The following is a 20038-nucleotide window of genomic DNA, read 5'->3' on the forward strand; positions in this document are numbered from 1 at the left end:
ACCGGAGGCGGGAAGACGCAACGGCCGGGACGCGCCCCTCATCGGGCGCGTCCCGGCCGTCGCGCTGTGTCCGTACCGTGGTGTCCGGCGTGCCGCGGCCGATGTGGCCGTACGCGCCGGAGGCCGGGCCCCGTCCGCCTGGGACAGGGCCCGTCGCGCCGCTACAGGCCCTGCCAGGCGGGCTTGGCGGCGAAGGTGGCGCGGAAGTAGTCCGCGAGCTTCAGCTTCGACGCGGCGGCCTCGTCGACCACGACCGTGGCGTGCGGGTGGAGCTGGAGCGCCGACGCCGGTACGACCGAGGCGACCGGCCCCTCGACCGTCTGCGCCACGGCGTCCGCCTTGCCCTCGCCGGTCGCCAGCAGGATCGGGTGGCGGGACTCCAGGATGGTGCCGATGCCCTGGGTGATGACGTGGTGCGGCACCTGGTCGATGTCGTTGTCGAAGAAGCGCGCGTTGTCGACGCGGGTCTGATCGGTGAGCGTCTTGATCCGGGTGCGGGAGGCGAGCGAGGAGCACGGCTCGTTGAACCCGATGTGCCCGTCGGTGCCGATGCCGAGCAGCTGGAGGTCCACCCCGCCGGCCTCGGCGAGCGCCTTGTCGTACACCTCACAGGCGGCCTGGACATCCTCCGCGGAACCGTCGGGGCCCATGAAGGACGCCTCGGACAGACCGAGCGGTTCGACGACCTCGCGCAGCACCACGGAGCGGTACGACTCCGGGTGGCCGACGGGCAGCCCGACGTACTCGTCGAGCTGGCAGATGCGGGCGCGCGAGGCGTCCACGGCGCCGGAGCGGACCTTCGCCGCCAGCGCCTGGTAGATGGGCAGCGGGGTAGATCCGGTGGCAACGCCGAGAAGGGCGTCGGGCTTGCGGCTCAGCAGGGCGCCGATGGCCTCCGCGATGAGTTCGCCGCCTGCCTTGGCGTCCGGGACGATGACAACTTCCACGCTGGGCCTGCCGATCTGAGAAGTGGGATCATGTGGTATAGACCAATCAAACTCCCAATCTAGCAGAACCGGGTATCGCGCCGGTGGCCGGTGGCCGTCCCCGGCCGGGGGCCCACCGGGTGCCGCCCCGCTGGCGAGCCCCCGGCAGGCCGTGTTCGACTGAGGAAACGAGGCTCCGGGACGTACGCCGAGACACCCCATGGGAGGCCCCATGTCCGCCACCTTTCCGGCCGACGAGAGCGAGCGGCCCGGACGCGTCATGTCCGCCGAGATGGCCGAGCAGCCCGCGATGCTGCGACGCGTCCTCCAGCGCGGGACGCCCGTCATCCGGGCCGTGGCCGAGGAGATCGCCGCACGGAAGCCGCGGTTCGTGCTCCTGACCGCCCGTGGCTCGTCCGACAACGCCGCGCTCTACGCGAAGTACCTGCTGGAGGTGCGGCTCGGCCTGCCCTGCGGGCTGACCTCGATGTCCACCACCACGGCGTACGGGGCGCGGCCCCGGCTGGAGGACGTGCTGGTCGTCGTCGTCAGCCAGTCCGGCGGCTCGCCCGACGTGGTGGCGTCGACCCGGGCGGCCCGCCAGGCGGGAGCGATCACCCTGGCGGTCACGAACAACCCGGACTCGGCGCTCGCGGCGGTCTCCGAGTACCACATCGACATCCTGGCGGGCCCGGAGAAGGCCCTCCCGGCCACCAAGACGTACACCGCCTCACTGCTGGCGCTCTACCTCTTCGTCGAGGGCATGGCGGGCGGCGACGGGGCCGCGGCGGCCGTGCTGCCCGATCTGGCGGAGCGGGTACTGGCCCGCCAGGAGGAGGTGCGGGGCCTGGCGGCCCGCTACCGCTTCGCCGAGCGCATGGTCATCACCTCGCGCGGCTACGGCTATCCCACGGCCAAGGAGGCGGCGCTGAAGCTCATGGAGACCAGCTACATCCCGGCGCTGTCCTACTCCGGCGCCGATCTGCTGCACGGACCGCTCGCCATGGTCGACAACATCTCCCCGGTGATCGCGGTGGTCACCGACGGGCGGGGCGGCGAGGCGCTGCAACCCGTCCTGGACCGGCTGCGCGGCCGTGGCGCGGATCTGTTCGTGGTCGGCCCGAAGGCGCAGGTGGAGGCGGCGTCGGCGGGCTTCGTGCTGCCCACCGGGGGAGTCGCGGAGGAGGTGCAGCCGGTGCTGGAGATCCTGCCGCTGCAACTGCTGGCGTACGAGGTGACGATCGCCCGCGGCCAGGACCCGGACGCGCCCCGCGCTCTCGCCAAGGTCACCGAGACCAGCTGAGACACCCAGGAGGGCCGTTGCCCGCGTCTTCTCGCGGGGCGGCCCCGGAAGAACCCACGGGCCGCGGCGCGGGACGGGACCCTCAGCCCGTCCGGCGCCGCGGCCCGGAGTCGTGCGGCCGGCGGTGTGCGGTGCCCCCGGCCAGGAGAGGCACCGGCGCAGTCAGGGCAGAGAGCGCGGGGTGCCTCGATCCGCTCTCCTGTGCGGGGAGAGCGGAAGTTCGTGTCCTCAGCATTGTGGACTAGACCATTCACCCGTGTCCACCGTGGGGACGGCACTTTCCGGGCCCGTCCGCCCTTCTCGCTCCGCGGGCCCGGCTCCGGCGCCCCGTCCGGTGCCTGTCGGTGTCCATGCCGGTGCCCACGGGTACGCTCGCACCTGTGCCCTCCATGAACGACCTCGTACGCCAGCACACAGCCCTCGGTGACACCGACCTGGAGTGGCTGCACCTGCTGGTGTCGGAGTGGCAGCTGCTCTCCGACCTGTCCTTCGCCGACCTCGTCCTGTGGGTCCCCACCCGCGACGGCACCCGCTATGTGTCCGTCGCCCAGATGCGGCCCAACACCGGCCCCACCTCCTACCAGGACGACATGGTCGGCCATCTGGTCCCGCGTGGCCGCAGGCCGCTGCTGGACGCCGCGCTGGACGAGGGCCGGATCGTGCGCGAGGGCGACCCGGAGTGGCGCGAGGAGGTGCCGGTACGGGTCGAGTCGATCCCCGTACGCCGCGAGGGGCGCGTCCTCGGCGTCATCGCCCGCAACACGAACCTCCTGACGGTCCGTACGCCGTCCCGGCTGGAGCTCACCTACCTCCAGTCGGCCTCCGACCTGGCGCAGATGATCGCCGCCGGATCGTTCCCGTTCCCGGGCCAGCAGGTCGACATGGACGCGTCGCCCCGGGTCGGCGACGGACTGATCAGGCTCGACGCCGACGGGGTCGTCCAGTACGCCAGCCCCAACGGCCTCTCCGCGTACCACCGCCTCGGCCTCGCCTCCGACCTGGTCGGCCACCACCTGGGCCGTACCACCGCCGAACTCGCCCCGTCCAGGGGCCCGGTGGACGAGGCGCTGGTCACGGTCGCCAGCGGCTACGCGCCCCGGGAGTTCGAGGTCGAGTGCGCGAGCGGGGTGATCCAGCTCCGGGCGATCCCGCTCAAACCGAAGGGCGTGCGCATCGGCTCCCTGGTCCTGCTCCGTGACGTGACCGAACTCCGTCGCCGGGAGCGGGAGTTGATCACCAAGGACGCCACCATCCGGGAGATCCACCACCGGGTGAAGAACAACCTCCAGACGGTGGCGGCCCTGTTGCGTCTCCAGGCCCGGCGAATGGATTCCGAGCAGGGGCGCGAAGCGCTCAACGAGGCGGTACGCCGCGTCGGTTCGATCGCGATCGTCCATGAGACGCTGTCCCAGAATCTGGACGAGCGGGTCGAGTTCGACGAGATCGCCGACCGGGTCATCGCGATGGTCGCCGAGATCTCACCGGGCAAGGTCGTCTGCCGCCGTACCGGCCGGTTCGGCATCCTGGACGCGGAAGTGGCCACTCCGCTCGCGATGGTGCTCACGGAGGTTCTGCAGAACGCCCTGGAGCACGCCTTCACCGTGGCCGAGCGGGGCACGGTCGAGGTCTCGGCGGTTCGCGGCGGTTCGCGCACCGACGGACGGCTGCTGATCACCGTTCAGGACGACGGGCGCGGTCTGCCCGAGGGCTTCGACCCGCAGCGCGCCGGCAATCTGGGGCTCCAGATCGTCCGCACCCTGGTCGAGGGTGAGCTGGGCGGGACGTTCGGCATGGTTCCGGCACCGGAGCGCGGCACCCGGGTGGTGCTCGACGTCCCGGTCCGCACGGTGAAGTAGTCCTCGTCACGGCGTCCGGGCGCGGGGGAGCGCGGAGGGTGTGGTCGTGAACGACGGCGAGCCCGGACCGTGGTGACGGTCCGGGCTCGCCGCGTGTTCACGTTGCGATGCGCTTCGGGGGTACTGCGCGCTGCGACTCGAAGGCGGGGTTGTGCGTACACTCCGTACGCGCCGCCGGGCTGAGGCTTTTCGCGGGGGGCGTCGTCAGGCGCTGGCGTTACGCGCCCGGTTGCGGGCGGCGCGGCGCTTCATCGCGCGGCGCTCGTCCTCGCTGAGGCCACCCCAGACGCCGGAGTCCTGGCCGGACTCGAGCGCCCACTGCAGGCACTGCTCCATGACGGGGCAGCGACGGCAGACGGCCTTGGCTTCCTCGATCTGCAGCAGCGCAGGACCGGTGTTGCCGATGGGGAAGAACAGCTCGGGGTCTTCCTCACGACAAACGGCGTTGTGACGCCAGTCCATGGCTGCTACCTCTCCTTGGTACTACATACGGTGCTTGTGAATGTGAACGCTTTCACGAATCCCCCCGCAGGTGACAGGCCTACGCCCAGATGAACTGGGTGTGGTCTGTGTCATGAGGAGGGGTTCTGGCTCTCAGTGGAGGCTGGTGTTGCGGGCCGTCCCGATCGCCATGTAGAGATTCGCAAACCTGGGCTGCGGATACAACCCCTTCTGGAAAGTTTTTTTTGATTCCTCGGTGTCGGGTAGGTCACAGCCGTACTTCCATGGGGTGGGAACCAGCCCAAACGTTCGAGTTAAAGGACTTTAGGCCCTCCCACTCACACAATCACACGCAGTGCACGGCGAACGCCTGTGAACGTCACACTCGTACGCAGTCCCAGATGGTCGCCGTCCATCTGAAAGGGCAGTGGGGCCTTTGAATGCAAGGTGAAGTCCGTGAGGTCGTCGAGTGAAACCGCGTGCTTGCCGTGGAGCCCTTTTTCGGGGCTCGAAGTGAGCAGCTGGGTGGCGTACCGGGTGACCGCCGCGGTGGACAGACGCTTCAGTCCGAGGAAACCCAGGGCCTTGTCGAAAGAGGCCTGCGGAGACGTGTACAGCGGACGATTCCCCAGGTAGGTCCAGGGCGCGGTGTTGCAGATTATGGAGAGCACGAGATCGGTGACGGGTTCCTGACCCGGCACGTCCAGCGTGATCGTGCCCTGCCGGCGGTGCGGCTCGTTCAGGAATTGCCGGATCACCTGGCGTACGTACAACGCGTGCGTCGACCGTTTACCGCGTTCCCGCTGCTGTTCGACGCGGCCGATCACGCCCGCGTCGAAGCCGTATCCCGCGCAGAAGGTGAACCAGCGCTCCGGGACCGCCTCGTCCTCGGTTCCCGGGGTGCCCGCTGCCAGTCCGAGGCCGACCGTGCGTTCGCTGCGGTTGGCCAGCGCGTCCAGGATCGCGCCGGTCGCCTCCACCGCGTCGTTGGGCAGTCCGAGCGCCCGTGCGAAGACATTGGTGGAGCCGCCGGGAACCACCGCGAGGCGCGGCAGCCGGTCCAGGTCGGGCCCCCGGTGCAGCAGACCGTTCACGACCTCGTTGACCGTGCCGTCGCCGCCGAGGGCCACGACGAGGTCGATGTCGTCGGAGTCCGCGGCCCGCCGCCCCAGGTCCCGGGCGTGCCCCCGGTACTCCGTGGTCACCGCCTCCAGCTTCATCTCGCTGGCCAGCGCGTGGATGAGTACGTCACGGGTCCGCGCACTGGTGGTGGTAGCAGCTGGGTTGACCACGAGAAGTGCGCGCATGACCGCCAGACTACCCACCGGGGGGTACGTGCCCGAAGCGGTGACCCGAGCCCGCCCCCTGGCTCCTACTCTCCGTGACGGATCGGTCGCGCCGGTGCGGCACGACCCGCGCGCGGCACACGGGGGAGTGACCCCGGCTTCGCGTTCGCCGCCCGAGGATGCCAACCTGCAAGGGTGAGCACTCAGCAGAACGCGTCCCCCGCGCCGGCCCCGGCCGGACCGGCGAAACGGGACAGGATCACCCTCGTGGCCGGACTCAACGCCCTCGAAGGGGCGGCGCTCGCCGTCGGCGGGATCTACATGCTGGTCATGGGACTGCTCGGCCGCCCCGACAGTCCGCAGCAGGCGGAGATGGGCGGAATCACCATCATCGCGCTCGGGCTCATCCCGCTGCTCGCGGCCAGGGGCCTGCTGCTGCGGCGCTCCTGGAGCCGGGGCCCGGCGCTCATCACCCAGATCATCGCGCTGCCGGTGGCGTGGACACTGCTGCGGTCGCACGGCGCCCTGATCCCGGCCGGGATCGTCCTCGCCGTCGTCGCCGTCACGGGCCTGGTGCTGCTGATCAACCCCACCACCACCGCCGCGCTCGGCATCCGCGCCCCGGGCGCGCCCCGCGACGACGCCTGACGGGGGCCGGGCGGGGGCCGGGCGGTCCGGTGCGCCGGGGCTGCCGGGCCGACGGCCGCCCCGGCACCGGATCACTCCTCGATGAGCAGCCGTTCGCGCAGCTGCGCGAGCGTACGGGCCAGCAGTCGCGAGACGTGCATCTGCGAGATGCCCACCTCCTGGGCGATCTGCGACTGCGTCATGTTGCCGAAGAAGCGCAGCAGCAGAATCCGCTTCTCCCGTGGCGGCAGGTCCTCCAGCAGCGGCTTCAGCGACTCCCGGTACTCGACGCCCTCCAGCGCCTCGTCCTCCGAGCCCAGCGTGTCCGCGACCGCCGGGGACTCGTCGTCGGTGTCCGGCACGTCCAGCGAGAGGGTGCTGTAGGCGTTGGCCGATTCCAGCCCCTCCAGGACCTCTTCCTCGGAGATGCCCAGCCGCTCCGCCAGCTCGTGCACGGTCGGCGAGCGGCCGTGCTGCTGCGACAGCTCGGCGGTGGCCGTGGTCAGCGAGAGCCGCAGCTCCTGAAGCCGCCGCGGCACCCGGACGGCCCACCCCTTGTCACGGAAGTGGCGCTTGATCTCGCCGACGACCGTCGGGGTGGCGTACGTCGAGAACTCGACCCCGCGCTCCGGGTCGAACCGGTCCACGGACTTGATCAGCCCGATCGTCGCCACCTGGGTCAGGTCGTCCAGCGGCTCACCCCGGTTGCGGAACCTGCGGGCCAGGTGCTCCACCAGCGGCAGGTGCATCCGCACCAGCCGGTTGCGCAGCTCGGCCCGCTCGGGTGAGCCGTCGGGGAGCGCGCGCAACTCCACGAACAGCGCGCGCGCGTTGCTGCGGTCATGTGGGTCGTGGTGCCCGTGCTCACTCATCCGGCTCGCCCGCTCCGCGTGCTCCACCACGGCCGCCCGCCCCTCGCGGCCGTCCGCCCCGTCCGCCCCGCCCTCCGGGTGCGGCAGGGCCTGTTGTTCCGGGATGCCCGATACGGGCACCGCCCCTGGTCGGATCGTCTCGTCCCGCACAGGCCCGTCCCCGTTCCCGTCGCTCACGCCGGCCCGGGTCCCGCGCCGCGCTGCTTGTACAGGCTGATGCTGACCGTCCGGTCAGCGGCGACGGAGGAGTCGACCTTGCCGGCCAGTGCGGAGAGCACCGTCCAGGCGAAGGTGTCGCGCTCCGGTGCCCGGCCGTCCGTCGTGGGGGCCGAGACCGTCACCTCAAGGGAATCGTCGACGAGCCGGAACACGCAGCTGAGGACGGAGCCCGGCACGGCCTGCTGAAGCAGGATCGCGCAGGCCTCGTCGACCGCGATGCGAAGATCCTCGATCTCGTCGAGAGTGAAGTCCAAACGCGCTGCGAGACCGGCCGTGGCCGTACGCAACACCGACAGGTAGGCACCCGCAGCGGGCAGCCGGACTTCCACGAAGTCCTGATTCCCGGGCTCGCCTGCGATCTGGGACACCCTCACCTCCAAGGTGGCACAAACTCTTTCGAGGTTCCGGGAAGAGTCCCCGGAACCATGCGGTTCGTCGTCGGTTCTTCGTCCGGCGACGCTATCGCTCCCCATGATGCCGTGTCGTCGGGACCCGCCCCCATGGGTGTCACCCATGGTAGAGCCGTGCGCGACACACCGTGGTCGACGATCCGCGTCGCTCAATTACGAAGAACCGGCGCCGGTTTGACGTACCCAGACGTCAGACGATCGAACCGTCCTCGAAGCACCAGCGCCAGGTCTCACCCGGTTCGAAGCTCCGCATCACCGGATGTCCGGTCTCCCGGAAGTGCGCCGTGGCGTGCCTCATCGGTGAGGAATCGCAGCAGCCGACATGGCCGCAGACCAGACAGAGGCGCAGCTGCACGGGATGGCTGCCGGCCGCCAGACACTCCGGGCAGGTGTCGCTCAGCGCAGTGGGCTCGGGGCGCGGCAGTGCGAGAACATGCGTGCACTCACTCATGAGGGCCAGGTTACGACGGATGCGAGGGCCACGGGATGGACGCACTGCCGCTGGTGGCACTGGTGGCGGCCAGTGCGGCGGTCGCCGGGGCCGCCCGCCGGACCCCCGTGCCCGCCCCGCTCGTGCTGGTGGCGGCCGGGCTGGTCGCCGGGTACCTGCCCGGCGTACCCGCGTACACGCTCGACGCGCGCATCGTGCTGCCGCTGCTGCTGCCGCCCCTGCTCCACACGGCGGCCGTGGACAGTTCGTACCTCGATCTGCGGGCCAACGCCCGGCCGGTCGCGCTGCTGTCCGTCGGCTATGTCCTGTTCGCGACGTTCGCGGTCGGCTGGCTCGCGTATCTGTTCGTGCCCGGTCTGCCGCTCACCGCGGCGCTGGTGCTGGGCGCGGTCGTCGCCCCGCCGGACGCGGTCACCGCCGCCGCGATCGCCCGACGGGTGGGACTGCCCGCCCGGGTGACCACGATCCTCCAGGGCGAGTCCCTGGTGAACGACGCCACCGCGATCACCGCCTACAAGGTGGCGCTGGCCGCAGCCGTCGGCGAGGGGATGAGCTGGGGCGCGGGCATCGGGGAGTTCCTGCTGGCCGCGTTCGGCGGGGTCGGGGTCGGCCTGGTGCTGATGGTCCCGCTGCACTGGCTCCGCACCCACCTCAAGGAGGCCCTGCTCCAGAACACCCTGTCGCTGCTGATCCCCTTCGTGGCGTACGCGGCGGCCGAACGGGTGCACGCGTCCGGGGTGCTCGCCGTGGTCGTCGTCGCGCTCTACCTGGGCCACCGCTCCTGGCAGGTCGACTTCGCGACCAGGCTCCAGGAGGCGGCCGTCTGGAAGATGGTCGCCTTCGTGCTGGAGTCGGCGGTCTTCGCCCTCATCGGGCTCCAGCTGCCCGTCGTGCTGAAGGACCTCGGTGCCTACACCCCCGGACAGGCCGTCGGGTACGCGGTCGCCGTCTTCGTCACGGTCGTCGTGGTCCGTTTCCTCTGGGTCTACCCGGCGACGTATCTGCCGAGATGGCTGTCGAAGCGGATCAGGGAACGCGAGCCGGGGACCGACTGGACCTCGCCCCTGATCGTCGGCTGGGCGGGGATGCGGGGTGTGGTCTCGCTCGCCGTCGCCTTCTCGATCCCGCTGGTCACGCACGGCGGCGGACCGTTCCCCTCGCGCAGCCTGCTGCTGTTCCTGACCTTCACGACCGTCATCGGCACCCTGGTGGTCCAGGGGCTCACCCTGCCGCTGCTGGTCCGGGTGCTGAAGCTCCCCGGCCGCGACCCGCAGGCCGAGACCCTGGCCGAGGCGCAGGCCCAGAGCGAGGCGTCCACGGCCGCCGAGGCGCGGCTGGACGAGCTGCTGGACGAGGAGCGCAACCGGCTGCCGCCGCCGCTCACCGACCGGCTGCGCTCCGTGCTGGAACGCCGTCGCAACGCCGTGTGGGAACGGCTCGGCGCGCCCAACCCGGTCACCGGCGAGTCCGCGGACGAGACGTACCGGCGGCTGGCCGGGGAAATGATCGAGACCGAGCGTTCGGTCTTCGTGCGGCTCCGTGACGAGCGGCGCATCGACGACGAGATGCTGCGGACGCTGCTGCGCAGACTGGACCTGGAGGAGGCGGCGGCCTACCGCGAGGAACCGGACCGGTCGGACTGAGGGGCCGGGCCCGGCCGCGTCAGGCGCGGGACCGTTCGGGATCGCCCCCCGCCGTGATCACGGCAGCGAGCGTGATGCCCGGGGCGAAGGCGCCCTCCGCGGTGAGGGCGGTGAGCCCGTACAGCAGTTTGGCCACGTACAGCCGCTCGACGGCCAGTCCGTGCCGGTCCTCGAAGTCGTCGGCGAAGGCGTGCAGCCCGGGGGGTGTGCGGGCGTAGCCGCCGAAGTGGAAGCGCTCGTCCAGGGACCACCGGCCCGCCGGGCCGCCGAACGCGTCCCGTTGCAGCCCCCGGACCGCCTCGCCCAGGAAGCCGCCGCGCAGCACCGGGACGCCGAGGGCGCGCTGCCCGGGGCCGAGGCCCGCCGCGAGGCCGGCGAGGGTGCCGCCCGTACCGCAGGCGACGGCGGCCACGTCGGCCCGGCCGCGCAGTTCCCGGCCGAGCGCCGCACAGCCCTGTGCGGCGAGCGCGTTGCTGCCGCCCTCCGGGATCACCTGGCAGTCCCCGAAGGCGCTCAGCAGCCCGGCCAGGACCCCTGGGTCGGCCTTCGCGCGGTAGGTCGCCCGGTCCACGAAGTGCAGACGCATGCCGTCGGCGGCGCATCGGGCGAGTGAGGGGTTGAGCGGGCGGTGCGCCAGTTCGTCGCCGCGTACGACGCCGACGGTCGGGAAGCCGAGGAGCCGGCCCGCGGCGGCGGTGGCCCGCAGATGGTTGGAGTACGCCCCGCCGAAGGTCAGTACGGTTCGGCCGGAGGCGGCGGACAGGTTGGGGGAGAGCTTGCGCCACTTGTTGCCGGGCAGGTCGGGGTGGATCAGGTCGTCGCGCTTGAGCAGCAGGCGGACGCCGTACCGCGCGAAGCGCTCGTCCTCGGCCGGTCGCAGGGGTGACGGGACCACCGGCCGCAGCGGGGCTGGAGCGGGCGCTTCGTGGGGCATGGCTCCATTGTCGCCGGGGGCGGGACGGGGGCGTCCTCCCGGGGGCGGGGCCCGCCGGTGCCCGTCACTTGAGGCGGCTGTGAATCCGCTCGCGCAGCGAGTCCATGGTGAAGCCGCGCGGATCGGACTTGCCCGGCTGCCACTCCAGGTGGCCGATGACCGAGCGGGCGCCCCAGTCGTGGTGACGGCAGATCGCGGCCGCCGCCTTCTCGATCGCCTGGATCTGGACGTCGGGCCAGGGGTCCTTGCCGTCGCCGAGGTTCTCGCACTCGAAGCCGTAGAAGTGGGAGTTGCCGTCGGTGTTGGCCTCGTTGTCCTTGGGGAGGCCCTTCTCGGCGATGACGGCACGCAGTACGTCGTCGTCGCCGAGCCCGGCGTGGTTGGCGCGGCCGTAGCCGACGAGGTGGACCCGGCCGTCCTTGGCGATCACCCCGTGACAGAGCGGACCGGGCAGGTCCGGATGGCCGTCGCGGCAGAGCTCGACGGTGGTGTCGGTGCCCCGCGTGACCGTGTGGTGGATCATCACACCGTGCACCGGGCCCCAGGCCCCCGCCTGGTTGCGGTTGTGCGTGCGCCAGTCACCGACCTGGACGACGGTGAGGCCTTCGCTCTTCAGGATGTCGAGGAACGTGCTCGCGGACATGGGTGAGGACATGACCGGCTCCTTTGCGCGTCAGGGTGGCTTGCCTGTACTGCGCTTGTACCGGAATGTCGGCCATCGGGCCATGTTCTGGTCTTTTGTTCGGACAGTGTGCGAGTCGTTCCGGTCACCTGGCCGGGTCCGCCCGGGTGGCGGGTGGTGGTCCCGGGGCGACGGGGGCGCCCCGGTACCACGGTCCGGGTGGCCTCAGCCCTGGGCGAGCCAGAGGTCGGGGCCGAACACCTCGTAGTGGATGTCGGACGCGGGGACGCCCTTGGCCAGCAGCTGGGTGCGGACGGCCCGCATGAAGGGCAGCGGTCCGCAGAGGTAGGCGTGGGTGCCGGACGCGACCGGGACGCCGCTCAGATCGACCAGGCCGGTGCGGTCCGCGGGCTGTCCGGGCGCCGGGGTCTCGTACCAGAAGTGCGCGGTGGCGTCCGGGAGTTTGCCGGTGAGCCGGGCGTGGTCGGTGCGCAGGGCGTGGTCGTCGGGGGAGTGGTCGCCGTGCACGACGGTGACCGGGGCGCGGTGGCCGGTGGCCGCTAGGTGTTCCAGCATCGACAGCATCGGGGTGCAGCCGATCCCGGCCGACGCCAGCAGCAACGGACCCTCGGTGTCGCTGAGGACCAGGTCGCCGTACGGGGCGGAGACGCGCAGCCGGTCGCCCGCGCGCAGGCGCGCGTGCAGGTGCGCCGACACCTCGCCGTCGGGGGTGCCCTCGCCGCGCACCCGCTTGACGGTGATGGAGCGCAGTTCGGAGCCGGGGGCGGAGGAGAGGCTGTACTGGCGTATCTGGTGGGCGCCGTCGGGGAGTTCCAGCTGTACGGAGACGTACTGGCCGGGACGGAAGGCGGGGGCGGGGGCGCCGTCGGCGGGGCGGATCTGGAAGGTGGCGACGTCCGCGGTCTCCTCGACCCGGCCGGTCACCTCCCAGTCGCGCCAGACGTTACCGGCCACGACGCCCTGCTGCGCGTACAGCCGTTCCTCGATGGCGATGAGGGCGTTGGCCATCAGCCAGTAGACCTCGTCCCAGGCGGCGGCGACCTCCGGGGTGACGGCGTCGCCGAGGACTTCGGCGATGGCGGCGAAGAGGTGGGTGTGCACGACGGGGTACTGGTCCGGGGTCACCCCGAGCGAGGCGTGCTTGTGGGCGATCCGACCGAGCATCACATCGGGCCGGATGCCGGGGTGTTCGACCAGTTGGGTGGCGAAGGCGGCGATGGAGCCGGCGAGTGCCCGGCGCTGGGCGCCGGACGCCTGGTTGCCCCGGTTGAAGAAGTCGCGGAGCAGTTCGGGGTGGGCGTCGAACAGCTTGCGGTAGAAGAGGTCGGCGATGTCCCCGATGGCGGCTCCGACGGCGGGGAGGGTGGCGCGGACGGTGGCTGTGGAGGTCTCGGAGAGCACAGGGAACCCCTCGGATCGTGAATTGGTATCTGACATTCATATTATGTGCCGTCCGAAATGTCCCTGAGGGGGCGGGGGGTGGGACGTCGCGGTGGTCCCTCTGTCGCGGGGGCCGGGCCGGGCTCAGGGGGTGGCATGGCCAACGGCCCCGCAGGGGAGCGGCGTTGGGGTGGGCGGGCGTCGGGGCGGGCAGGCGTCGAGGCGGCGGCGGTCAGTCCGCGTCCGGGTGACGCCTGCTGATGCTGATCAGCAGCGGCCCGGTGGGGGACGCGACGAGTCCGGCGACGGTGAGCGGGTCGAGCGAGGCGTAGAAGGCCTCCTCCGCCTCGCGCAGGGCGCCGCGCAGCCGGCAGGCGGAACGCAGCGGGCAGGGTGCGCTGCCCTCGCAGTCGACGACGTCACCCGGACCCTCCAGGGTGCGCACGAGCCCGCCGATCGACGCGGACCGGCCGGCCTCGGTGAGGGTGAGTCCGCCCCCGCGGCCCCGGCGCGCCTCCACCATGCCCAGGTGCTGGAGCCTGGCGACGACCTTCGCGGCGTGCGTGTACGGGACCTCCATGGTCGCCGCGACCTCCCGGGTGGTCGGCGGCGCACCGGTCTCCGTGACGGCGAGGCGCATCAGCACCCGCAGCGCCACATCCGTGAATCTCGTCAACCGCATGGAGGCACCGTAAGTAAGTGGCATGAGCGATGCAAATTAACGGGGCTGGTCAACATGGCGCAGCGTAGTGCCCAGCCCAAAGCCGATTAGTCACACTCTTTTGTGTAATGGCGTGCCGGGGTCCCCCGCTGAAAGGCTTCTTCGCACAGGCCAGCCGATGATCTAGTGATCGAAAGGGCGTCAGATGTCCGTTGGTGAAGAGGTTCGTGACACACAGGTCCCGCCGCAGCAGAGTCTTGGCACGGCGGCGGCCAGGAACCTCGCGACGACCACGAAGTCCGTGCCGCAGATGCAGGAGATCACCTCCCGGTGGCTGCTGCGCATGCTGCCGTGGGTGCCGGTGCAGGGCGGCACGTACCGGGTGAACCGCCGGCTGAGCTATCAGGTCGGGGACGGCCGGGTGACCTTCGTGCAGACCGGTGACCGGGTCACGGTCATCCCCGCCGAGCTCGGCGAGCTGCCCGCGCTGCGTGACTTCGGCGACCACGAGGCGCTCGCCGAACTGGCGCGCCGGTGTGAGCAGCGGGAAGTCGCGGCGGGGGAGGTGCTGGCCGGCGCGGGGGAGACGGCGGACCGGGTCCACCTGCTGGCGCACGGCAAGGTCGAGAAGCTCGGCGCCGGGGCGTACGGGGGCGAGATGGTCCTCGGGGTGCTCGCGGACGGCGCCTACTTCGGCGATCACTCCCTGATCGACGCCGACGCGACCTGGGAGTACACCGTCCGTGCCGTCACCGACTGCACGGTGCTCACCCTGAGCAGGGCCGATGTGTTCAACCTCGCCGAGCGCGCCGACTCCCTCCGCGCGCATCTGGCGGGACTGCTCTCCATTCCGCACCAGCGGACGAACAAGTACGGCGAGGCGGAGATCGACCTGTCCGCCGGGCATGTCGGCGAGGCGGTCGTCCCGCACACCTTCGTGGACTACGAGGCCGCGCCCCGGGAGTACGAGCTGAGCGTCGCGCAGACCGTCCTCAAGGTCCACAGCCGGGTCGCCGACCTGTACAACCAGCCGATGAACCAGACCGAGCAGCAGTTGCGGCTCACGGTCGAGGCGCTGCGCGAGCGCCAGGAGCACGAGCTGATCAACAACCGCGAGTTCGGGCTGCTCAACAACTGCGACTACGGGCAGCGTCTCCAGCCGCACGACGGCGTGCCCGGCCCGGACGACATGGACGAACTGCTCTCGCGGCGGCGCGGCTCCAAGCTGTTCCTCGCCCATCCACGCGCCATCGCCGCGTTCGGCCGTGAATGCAACAAGCGGGGGCTGGTGCCGGAGAGCGTGGAGGTCGGCGGCCACCGTGTGCCCGCCTGGCGCGGGGTGCCGATCTTCCCCTCCAACAAGATCCCGGTCAGTGACGCCCGCACCACCTCGATCATCTGCATGAGGACCGGCGAGGCGGACCAGGGGGTCATCGGTCTCCAGGCGAGCGGCATCCCCGACGAGATCGAGCCCAGCCTCTCCGTGCGCTTCATGGGCATCGACGAGCAGGCGATCATCTCCTACCTGGTGACGGCCTACTACTCCGCGGCCGTGCTCGTGCCGGACGCCCTCGGGGTGCTGGAGAACGTCGAGGTCAGCCGCTGGCGGTGAGCCGAGGGGTCCGGGTGCGTCGTGACACCGCGGTGCGCCCGGACCCGCCCTGCCCGGTCCCAGCCCCCGCCCCGCCAGCCACCGCCCCGCCCGGTCCCAGCCCCCGCCCCGCCCGTCCGCAGCACGCACGCATGCCCGGAGGAAGTCAGAACGTGACCATGACCCGTACGGACGCCTCGGCCCAAGGCCATGAGGCCGCGGCCCTCCTGGAGCGGACCCGTACCCTCGTCGACCCGCGGCTGCGCTCCGCCGTGGAGTCGCTGCCCGGCCCGCTGCGCCGGGTCGCGATGTACCACTTCGGCTGGGAGCACGCGGACGGCTCCCCGGCCACCGGACAGTCCGGCAAGGCGATCAGACCCGCGCTCGTCCTCGCCGCGGGCGGCGCCCTGGGCGGTGCCCCCGACCGTGCCGTGACGGCCGCCGTCGCCGTGGAACTCGTACACAACTTCACCCTGCTGCACGACGACGTCATCGACGAGGACCCGACCCGCCGCCACCGGCCCACGGCCTGGACGGTCTTCGGCGTCCCGGACGCCATCATCACGGGCGACGCCCTGCTCGCCCTCGCCCAGCGGCTGCTCGCGGACGACCCCCATCCGGCGGCGGCGCGGGCGTCCGCCCGGCTGTCCTCCTGCGTCGTCGAACTCTGCGCCGGACAGCAGGCCGACTGCGCGTTCGAGCGACGCGGACCGGAGGAGGTGTCGCTGGACGAATGCCTCACCATGGCGACCGCCAAGACCGGCGCGCTCCTCGGATGCGCCTGCGCGCTCGGCGCCCTCTTCGCCGACGCGGGGGACGAGGCGGTGACGGCCATGGACGGTTTCGGCCGGGAGGCCGGCCTCGCCTTCCAGCTGATCGACGACCTGATCGGGATCTGGGGCGATCCCGCGCAGACCGGGAAGCCGGTCGGGGCCGATCTGGCGGCGCACAAGAAGTCGCTGCCGGTCGTCGCCGCGCTCACCTCGGGCACCCCGGCCGCCACCGATCTCGCCACGCTCTACCGGGGCACGATGGACACCCCCGGCGAGATCGCCCGCGCCGCCGACGCGGTCGAGCGGGCGGGGGGCCGGGACTGGGCGCAGACCGGCGCGGCGGACCGGATGGCACGCGCGGTGCACCATCTGTCCAGGGCGGTGCCGGACCTCGCCGCGGCGGGGGACCTGCTGGCACTGGCCGAGTTCGTCACCCGCAGGACGCACTGAGCGCGGGTCGTGAGCATGGCCCCCGTTCGCCGGGACGGCCGTCAACTCTAGGATTCCGTACGACGGTTGACATCGGCCACAACAGGGCGGGAGCCACGCCATGGGCGTACGGGCACGACGGGCGGACCGGGGCGACAGGGCGCAGGTGGTCCGCATCCTGGAAGAGGCGTTCCACGACGATCCGGTCAGCGGCTGGGTGTTCCCCGACGAGATCCACCGCCGGGCGGTGCACGGCGCGTTCCTCGGCGTCTTCGTCGACGTGGCGCTCGCCGAGGGGCACATCGACCTGCTGGAGGACGGCACGGCCGCCGCGCTCTGGCTCCAGGTGCCGGAGGGGGAGCCGACGGAGGAGGACCCGACCCCGGCCCTGATGCGCCGGACCGCCGATCCCGACAACGAGCGCGCCGAACTGGTCGGGAAGCTCACGGGCGCGGTCCATCCCCATCACCGGGCCCACGAGTACCTGCTCATGATCGGTGTCCTTCCCGGCCGGCAGGGCCAGGGTCTCGGCGTCGCGCTGATGGCCGACGTGCTCGACCGCTGCGACCGCGAGGGCGTCCCCGTCTATCTGGAGGCGAGCAGCGAGCGCAGCCGCGGACTCTACGAACGGCTGGGCTTCGCCCTTATGGACCGGACCGTCGAACTGCCGGAGGGCCCCACGATGTGGCCGATGTGGCGCGAGCCCCGCCCGGCCTGATCCGACGCGGCCCCCGCCCGGCCCGATCCGGGGGCCCCGGGCCAGCCTCGTCCCGAAGGCCGGGCCGTCGTACGGGCGGGGGAGGAGCGGGGGACGCGCGAGGGAGGAAGCGGAGGGCGACCCCCGGACTGTCAGGGGCACGAGCTACAGTCCGTGCCCATGACAGATGAGTCATGGGCAGGCTGGTACCGGGACCGCAAGGGTTCCGATGCCGTCATTCTCACCACAGACGGACAGCGACTGAGCATCCGCATACGCGGTGTCGACTTCGAGGGCGAAAGCTTCGACGATCTCGGACCGGTGGCCGGCATCCCCCCGGAGAGCGGAATGTTCGCCCTGGCGGACGGCGCGCTCACCGACTGCGTACTGGAGTGGGACCTGCCGCTCCCGGTCGTCGTGGACGGTCTGGTGCACCAGGCGACCCTCAGCTGTCTGCTCTCCCTGCGCCGCGAGGAGCCGGACCTCGGACTCACGCTGAATCTCGCGGGGGCCGTGTACGAATCCCGCAGGGCCGAGTGCGACTTCGCCGCCGCGCTCGCCACCATCCAGCGGGTGCTTCCGCCCGGTATCCGGCTCCAGTCCTGCATCGCCTGCGCCTTCTCGGACTACTTCCCGGCCACCGACCGCGGTCTCTCCGGCGGCCTGGCCTGCTTCCGGGGCGCGAAGGACGCCTACCGGGGCGCCGCGGGCGAGGACGACGTCCTCGATCTGTGGGACCGGCGGACCGGGTTCGTCCAGGAGATCTGGAGCTGCCGCGAGTTCGAGCCCCGCCCCGACGAGGGCGCGGGCACCGGCCACCGAGGGGCGTTCCCCCTCGAAGCGGTCTGACGGGTGACGGCCCGGACCCCATGAGCTCGCGATGAGCTCACGCGGACGGCTCCGAGCCGCGCCGCCCGCCCTCCAGGGATGACCGTCGGTCAGGGCCCGGGAGCGGGCCGCCGTACGAGCGGTCGTCCACGAGTGATTCCACCGGGCGGTCCATGGGTTCGTCGGACACGGCCGGTGAGCGCGGCGGCGTACGGCCCGCGATCAGGTCCGGCGTCCGGCCCGCGAAGGGGTCCGGCGTCCGGCCGGGGTCGCGGCCCGGGGCCCGGTCCGAAGTGTGGCCCGGTGTCCGGCCTGGGGCCCGGTCCGGTGTGTGGCCCGGTGTCCGGCCTGGGTCGCGGTCCGGTGTGTGGTCCGGCGTCCGGCCGGGGTCGCGGCCCGGGGCCCGGGGCCCGGTCCGAAGTGTGGCCCGGTGTCCGGCCTGGGTCGCGGTCCGGAGCGTGGCCCGGCGTCCGTCCCGGTGTCCGGCCCGGGGCCCGGTCCGGAGTGTGGCCCGGCGTCCGGCCCCGGTCCCGGTCCGGGGCGCGGCGGTCCGTGCGGCCGGAAGGCGTTCCACTGATCGTCCTGCCCTGTGCGCACGACATTGCCACAGTCTCATTGTTCTACTAACATGCGAACAATGGAGGTTTCAATGAACCGCAAGAACCTCGGTGGCGCGATCCTCGCCGCCCTGCCGTTTCTGCTCGCGCTCGCCGTCGACCTCGCGCTCCTCGTCGCCTTCGGGGACCGGTTGCCGGACCGGCTGGCCAGTCACTTCGGGGGCACCGGCCAGGTGGACGGCCACGCGAGCCACACGTCGTTCGTCGTCACCACGACCGTGCCGCTCGTCGCGATGGCGGCCCTGTGGCCGCTCATGATCGCGAAGGGGAGGTTCCACGGCAGGTCGTACCTCTGGATGTTCGCCGGGGGATACGCCTTCGCGGCGTTCTTCGGCTATCTGATGGGCGCCACGCTTCTCGCCAACCTCGACGCCCCCGAGGGCGCGGCGGATGTCGAGTTCCCGATGTGGCACATCGCCGTGGCCGTCGGCGCCGCCGCGCTCGGAACGGGCCTGGGCCTCCTGCTGATCCGGCTGGTCGCCGTACCGGAGCCGCCGCCCGAGCCCGAGCGGGGGGACGCCGAACGGATCACCCTGCGGGACGGTGAGGTCGCCGGCTGGACCCGGAGCATGGGGGCCTGGTGGCTGCCGCTCGTGGCGCTGACGCTCGTCGCGGTCGCGGTCGTCGTCCTGTTCGTGTCCGGCTGGGCCGCGGCGCTCGCACCGCTGGTCATCGGCCTGCTGACGCTGAACTTCGTGCGCCTGCACGTGAGCGCGGACCGTCGGGGCCTCACGGTCTCCGGGCTGCTGCCCTGGCCGCGGGCCCGGGTGTCGCTCGACCGGATCGACGGAGCCGTCAGCCGCGACATCAACGCCCTGGCTGAGTACGGGGGTTGGGGATACCGCGTCCGACCGGGCCGCTCGGGAGTCATGATCCGCTCCGGCGAGGGAGTGGTCGTACGGCTGGAGAGCGGCCGGGACTTCGCGGTCACGGTCGACGACTCGGCGACGGCCGCGGCGCTGCTCAACACCCTCGTCGACCGGCGCAGGGCGGGGCACTGACCATGTTGTTCCGCGTCGACCCCACGTCCACCGTGCCGCTCGGCGACCAGATCGCGGCCTCCGTCCGCCGGGCCGTCGCCGAAGGCGCGGTGATCCCCGGGGAGCGGCTGCCCGCGGCCCGGATGCTCGCCGAATCGCTGGGCGTCAACGTGCACACGGTCCTGCGCGGCTATCAGCGGCTGCGCGAGGAAGGGCTGATCGAACTGCGCCGGGGCCGGGGCGCGGTCGTCACCGGCGGGGCGTCCCCGCACCGGGCCCGGCTGCTGGAGCGGGTACGGGACGTGGTCTCCGACGCGCGGGAGCTGGGCATGTCGGAGGACGAGCTGCTGACCCTGGTCCGTACCGAACTGAACGGACGGGCCTGAGCCGTACCGAACTGAACGGATGGGCCTGAGCCGTACCGACCCGGGGCGGCCGCCCCCGGCCCGTACCCGTGTCCGCGTCGGGCCC

The 20038-nt window shown here is 71.9% G+C and carries 20 protein-coding genes; 10 read left to right on the top strand and 10 right to left on the bottom strand.

The window, feature by feature from the left end; all coding sequences use genetic code 11:
• Positions 1-161: 161 nt before the first annotated feature.
• Complete coding sequence (gene nagB / locus PZB75_RS21960) at positions 162-947, bottom strand: glucosamine-6-phosphate deaminase (protein WP_275537010.1); 786 nt, start codon at positions 945-947, stop codon at positions 162-164.
• Between the two features lie 211 nt (positions 948-1158).
• Between nagB and PZB75_RS21965 the strand changes: the two genes are divergently transcribed.
• Positions 1159-2229: an SIS domain-containing protein gene (locus PZB75_RS21965; RefSeq protein WP_275537011.1), complete on the top strand. Its 1071-nt coding sequence runs from the start codon at positions 1159-1161 to the stop codon at positions 2227-2229.
• Between the two features lie 389 nt (positions 2230-2618).
• Positions 2619-4085 carry a PAS domain-containing sensor histidine kinase gene (locus PZB75_RS21970; protein WP_275538813.1) on the top strand — a complete coding sequence of 489 codons (1467 nt, stop codon included), beginning with the start codon at positions 2619-2621 and terminating at the stop codon, positions 4083-4085.
• Positions 4086-4289: 204 nt separating this feature from the next.
• On the opposite strand, the gene PZB75_RS21975 is transcribed toward PZB75_RS21970, so the two are convergent.
• Together PZB75_RS21975 and PZB75_RS21980 are read right to left on the bottom strand one after the other, a co-directional pair.
• Positions 4290-4547 carry a WhiB family transcriptional regulator gene (locus PZB75_RS21975; RefSeq protein WP_003953983.1) on the bottom strand — a complete coding sequence of 86 codons (258 nt, stop codon included), beginning with the start codon at positions 4545-4547 and terminating at the stop codon, positions 4290-4292.
• A 317-nt stretch (positions 4548-4864) separates the two neighbouring features.
• Positions 4865-5833 (bottom strand): diacylglycerol kinase family protein, encoded by a 969-nt coding sequence (locus tag PZB75_RS21980; RefSeq protein WP_275537012.1) that lies wholly within the window; start codon positions 5831-5833, stop codon positions 4865-4867.
• A gap of 174 nt (positions 5834-6007) precedes the next feature.
• Here PZB75_RS21980 and PZB75_RS21985 point away from each other — a divergent pair, with 174 nt between their 5' ends.
• Positions 6008-6460 (top strand): hypothetical protein, encoded by a 453-nt coding sequence (locus PZB75_RS21985; protein WP_275537013.1) that lies wholly within the window; start codon positions 6008-6010, stop codon positions 6458-6460.
• 71 nt (positions 6461-6531) lie between these two features.
• Here the strand turns inward: PZB75_RS21985 and PZB75_RS21990 are convergent, their stop codons facing one another.
• The 3 genes from PZB75_RS21990 to PZB75_RS22000 form a co-directional block, all read right to left on the bottom strand.
• Positions 6532-7461: an RNA polymerase sigma factor SigF gene (locus PZB75_RS21990; protein ID WP_275538814.1), complete on the bottom strand. Its 930-nt coding sequence runs from the start codon at positions 7459-7461 to the stop codon at positions 6532-6534.
• 23 nt (positions 7462-7484) lie between these two features.
• Positions 7485-7898: an anti-sigma regulatory factor gene (locus PZB75_RS21995; protein WP_275537014.1), complete on the bottom strand. Its 414-nt coding sequence runs from the start codon at positions 7896-7898 to the stop codon at positions 7485-7487.
• A 232-nt stretch (positions 7899-8130) separates the two neighbouring features.
• Complete coding sequence (locus tag PZB75_RS22000) at positions 8131-8391, bottom strand: UBP-type zinc finger domain-containing protein (RefSeq protein ID WP_275537015.1); 261 nt, start codon at positions 8389-8391, stop codon at positions 8131-8133.
• A gap of 35 nt (positions 8392-8426) precedes the next feature.
• Between PZB75_RS22000 and PZB75_RS22005 the strand changes: the two genes are divergently transcribed.
• Positions 8427-10034 (top strand): Na+/H+ antiporter, encoded by a 1608-nt coding sequence (locus PZB75_RS22005; protein WP_275537016.1) that lies wholly within the window; start codon positions 8427-8429, stop codon positions 10032-10034.
• A gap of 19 nt (positions 10035-10053) precedes the next feature.
• Here the strand turns inward: PZB75_RS22005 and PZB75_RS22010 are convergent, their stop codons facing one another.
• The 4 genes from PZB75_RS22010 to PZB75_RS22025 form a co-directional block, all read right to left on the bottom strand.
• On the bottom strand, positions 10054-10968 hold the full coding sequence (locus PZB75_RS22010; RefSeq protein WP_275537017.1) for a pyridoxal-phosphate dependent enzyme: 915 nt from the start codon (positions 10966-10968) through the stop codon (positions 10054-10056).
• Positions 10969-11032: 64 nt separating this feature from the next.
• Complete coding sequence (locus PZB75_RS22015) at positions 11033-11623, bottom strand: N-acetylmuramoyl-L-alanine amidase (protein WP_275537018.1); 591 nt, start codon at positions 11621-11623, stop codon at positions 11033-11035.
• A gap of 192 nt (positions 11624-11815) precedes the next feature.
• Positions 11816-13012: a globin domain-containing protein gene (locus tag PZB75_RS22020; protein WP_275537019.1), complete on the bottom strand. Its 1197-nt coding sequence runs from the start codon at positions 13010-13012 to the stop codon at positions 11816-11818.
• A gap of 211 nt (positions 13013-13223) precedes the next feature.
• A complete protein-coding gene (locus PZB75_RS22025; protein ID WP_275537020.1) occupies positions 13224-13673 on the bottom strand; it encodes an Rrf2 family transcriptional regulator in 450 nt (149 codons plus the stop codon).
• A 184-nt stretch (positions 13674-13857) separates the two neighbouring features.
• Here PZB75_RS22025 and PZB75_RS22030 point away from each other — a divergent pair, with 184 nt between their 5' ends.
• The 6 genes from PZB75_RS22030 to PZB75_RS22055 all read left to right on the top strand — a co-directional run bounded on the left by PZB75_RS22030 (position 13858) and on the right by PZB75_RS22055 (position 19953).
• On the top strand, positions 13858-15264 hold the full coding sequence (locus PZB75_RS22030) for a family 2B encapsulin nanocompartment shell protein (protein ID WP_275537021.1): 1407 nt from the start codon (positions 13858-13860) through the stop codon (positions 15262-15264).
• A 158-nt stretch (positions 15265-15422) separates the two neighbouring features.
• Positions 15423-16466: a family 2 encapsulin nanocompartment cargo protein polyprenyl transferase gene (locus PZB75_RS22035; protein ID WP_275538815.1), complete on the top strand. Its 1044-nt coding sequence runs from the start codon at positions 15423-15425 to the stop codon at positions 16464-16466.
• 100 nt (positions 16467-16566) lie between these two features.
• Complete coding sequence (locus PZB75_RS22040; RefSeq protein WP_275537022.1) at positions 16567-17163, top strand: GNAT family N-acetyltransferase; 597 nt, start codon at positions 16567-16569, stop codon at positions 17161-17163.
• 159 nt (positions 17164-17322) lie between these two features.
• Entirely contained in the window at positions 17323-17991 is a 669-nt protein-coding gene (locus PZB75_RS22045; protein WP_275537023.1) for a DUF6304 family protein, read from the top strand.
• 628 nt (positions 17992-18619) lie between these two features.
• Positions 18620-19588, top strand: a complete 969-nt coding sequence (locus PZB75_RS22050; RefSeq protein ID WP_275537024.1) for a DUF1648 domain-containing protein — start codon at positions 18620-18622, stop codon at positions 19586-19588.
• Positions 19589-19590: 2 nt separating this feature from the next.
• A complete protein-coding gene (locus tag PZB75_RS22055) occupies positions 19591-19953 on the top strand; it encodes a GntR family transcriptional regulator (RefSeq protein ID WP_275537025.1) in 363 nt (120 codons plus the stop codon).
• Positions 19954-20038: the final 85 nt, after the last annotated feature.

Origin of the sequence: Streptomyces sp. AM 4-1-1, assembly GCF_029167625.1 — a bacterium.
In the GTDB taxonomy this organism is placed as follows: Bacteria; Actinomycetota; Actinomycetes; order Streptomycetales; family Streptomycetaceae; genus Streptomyces.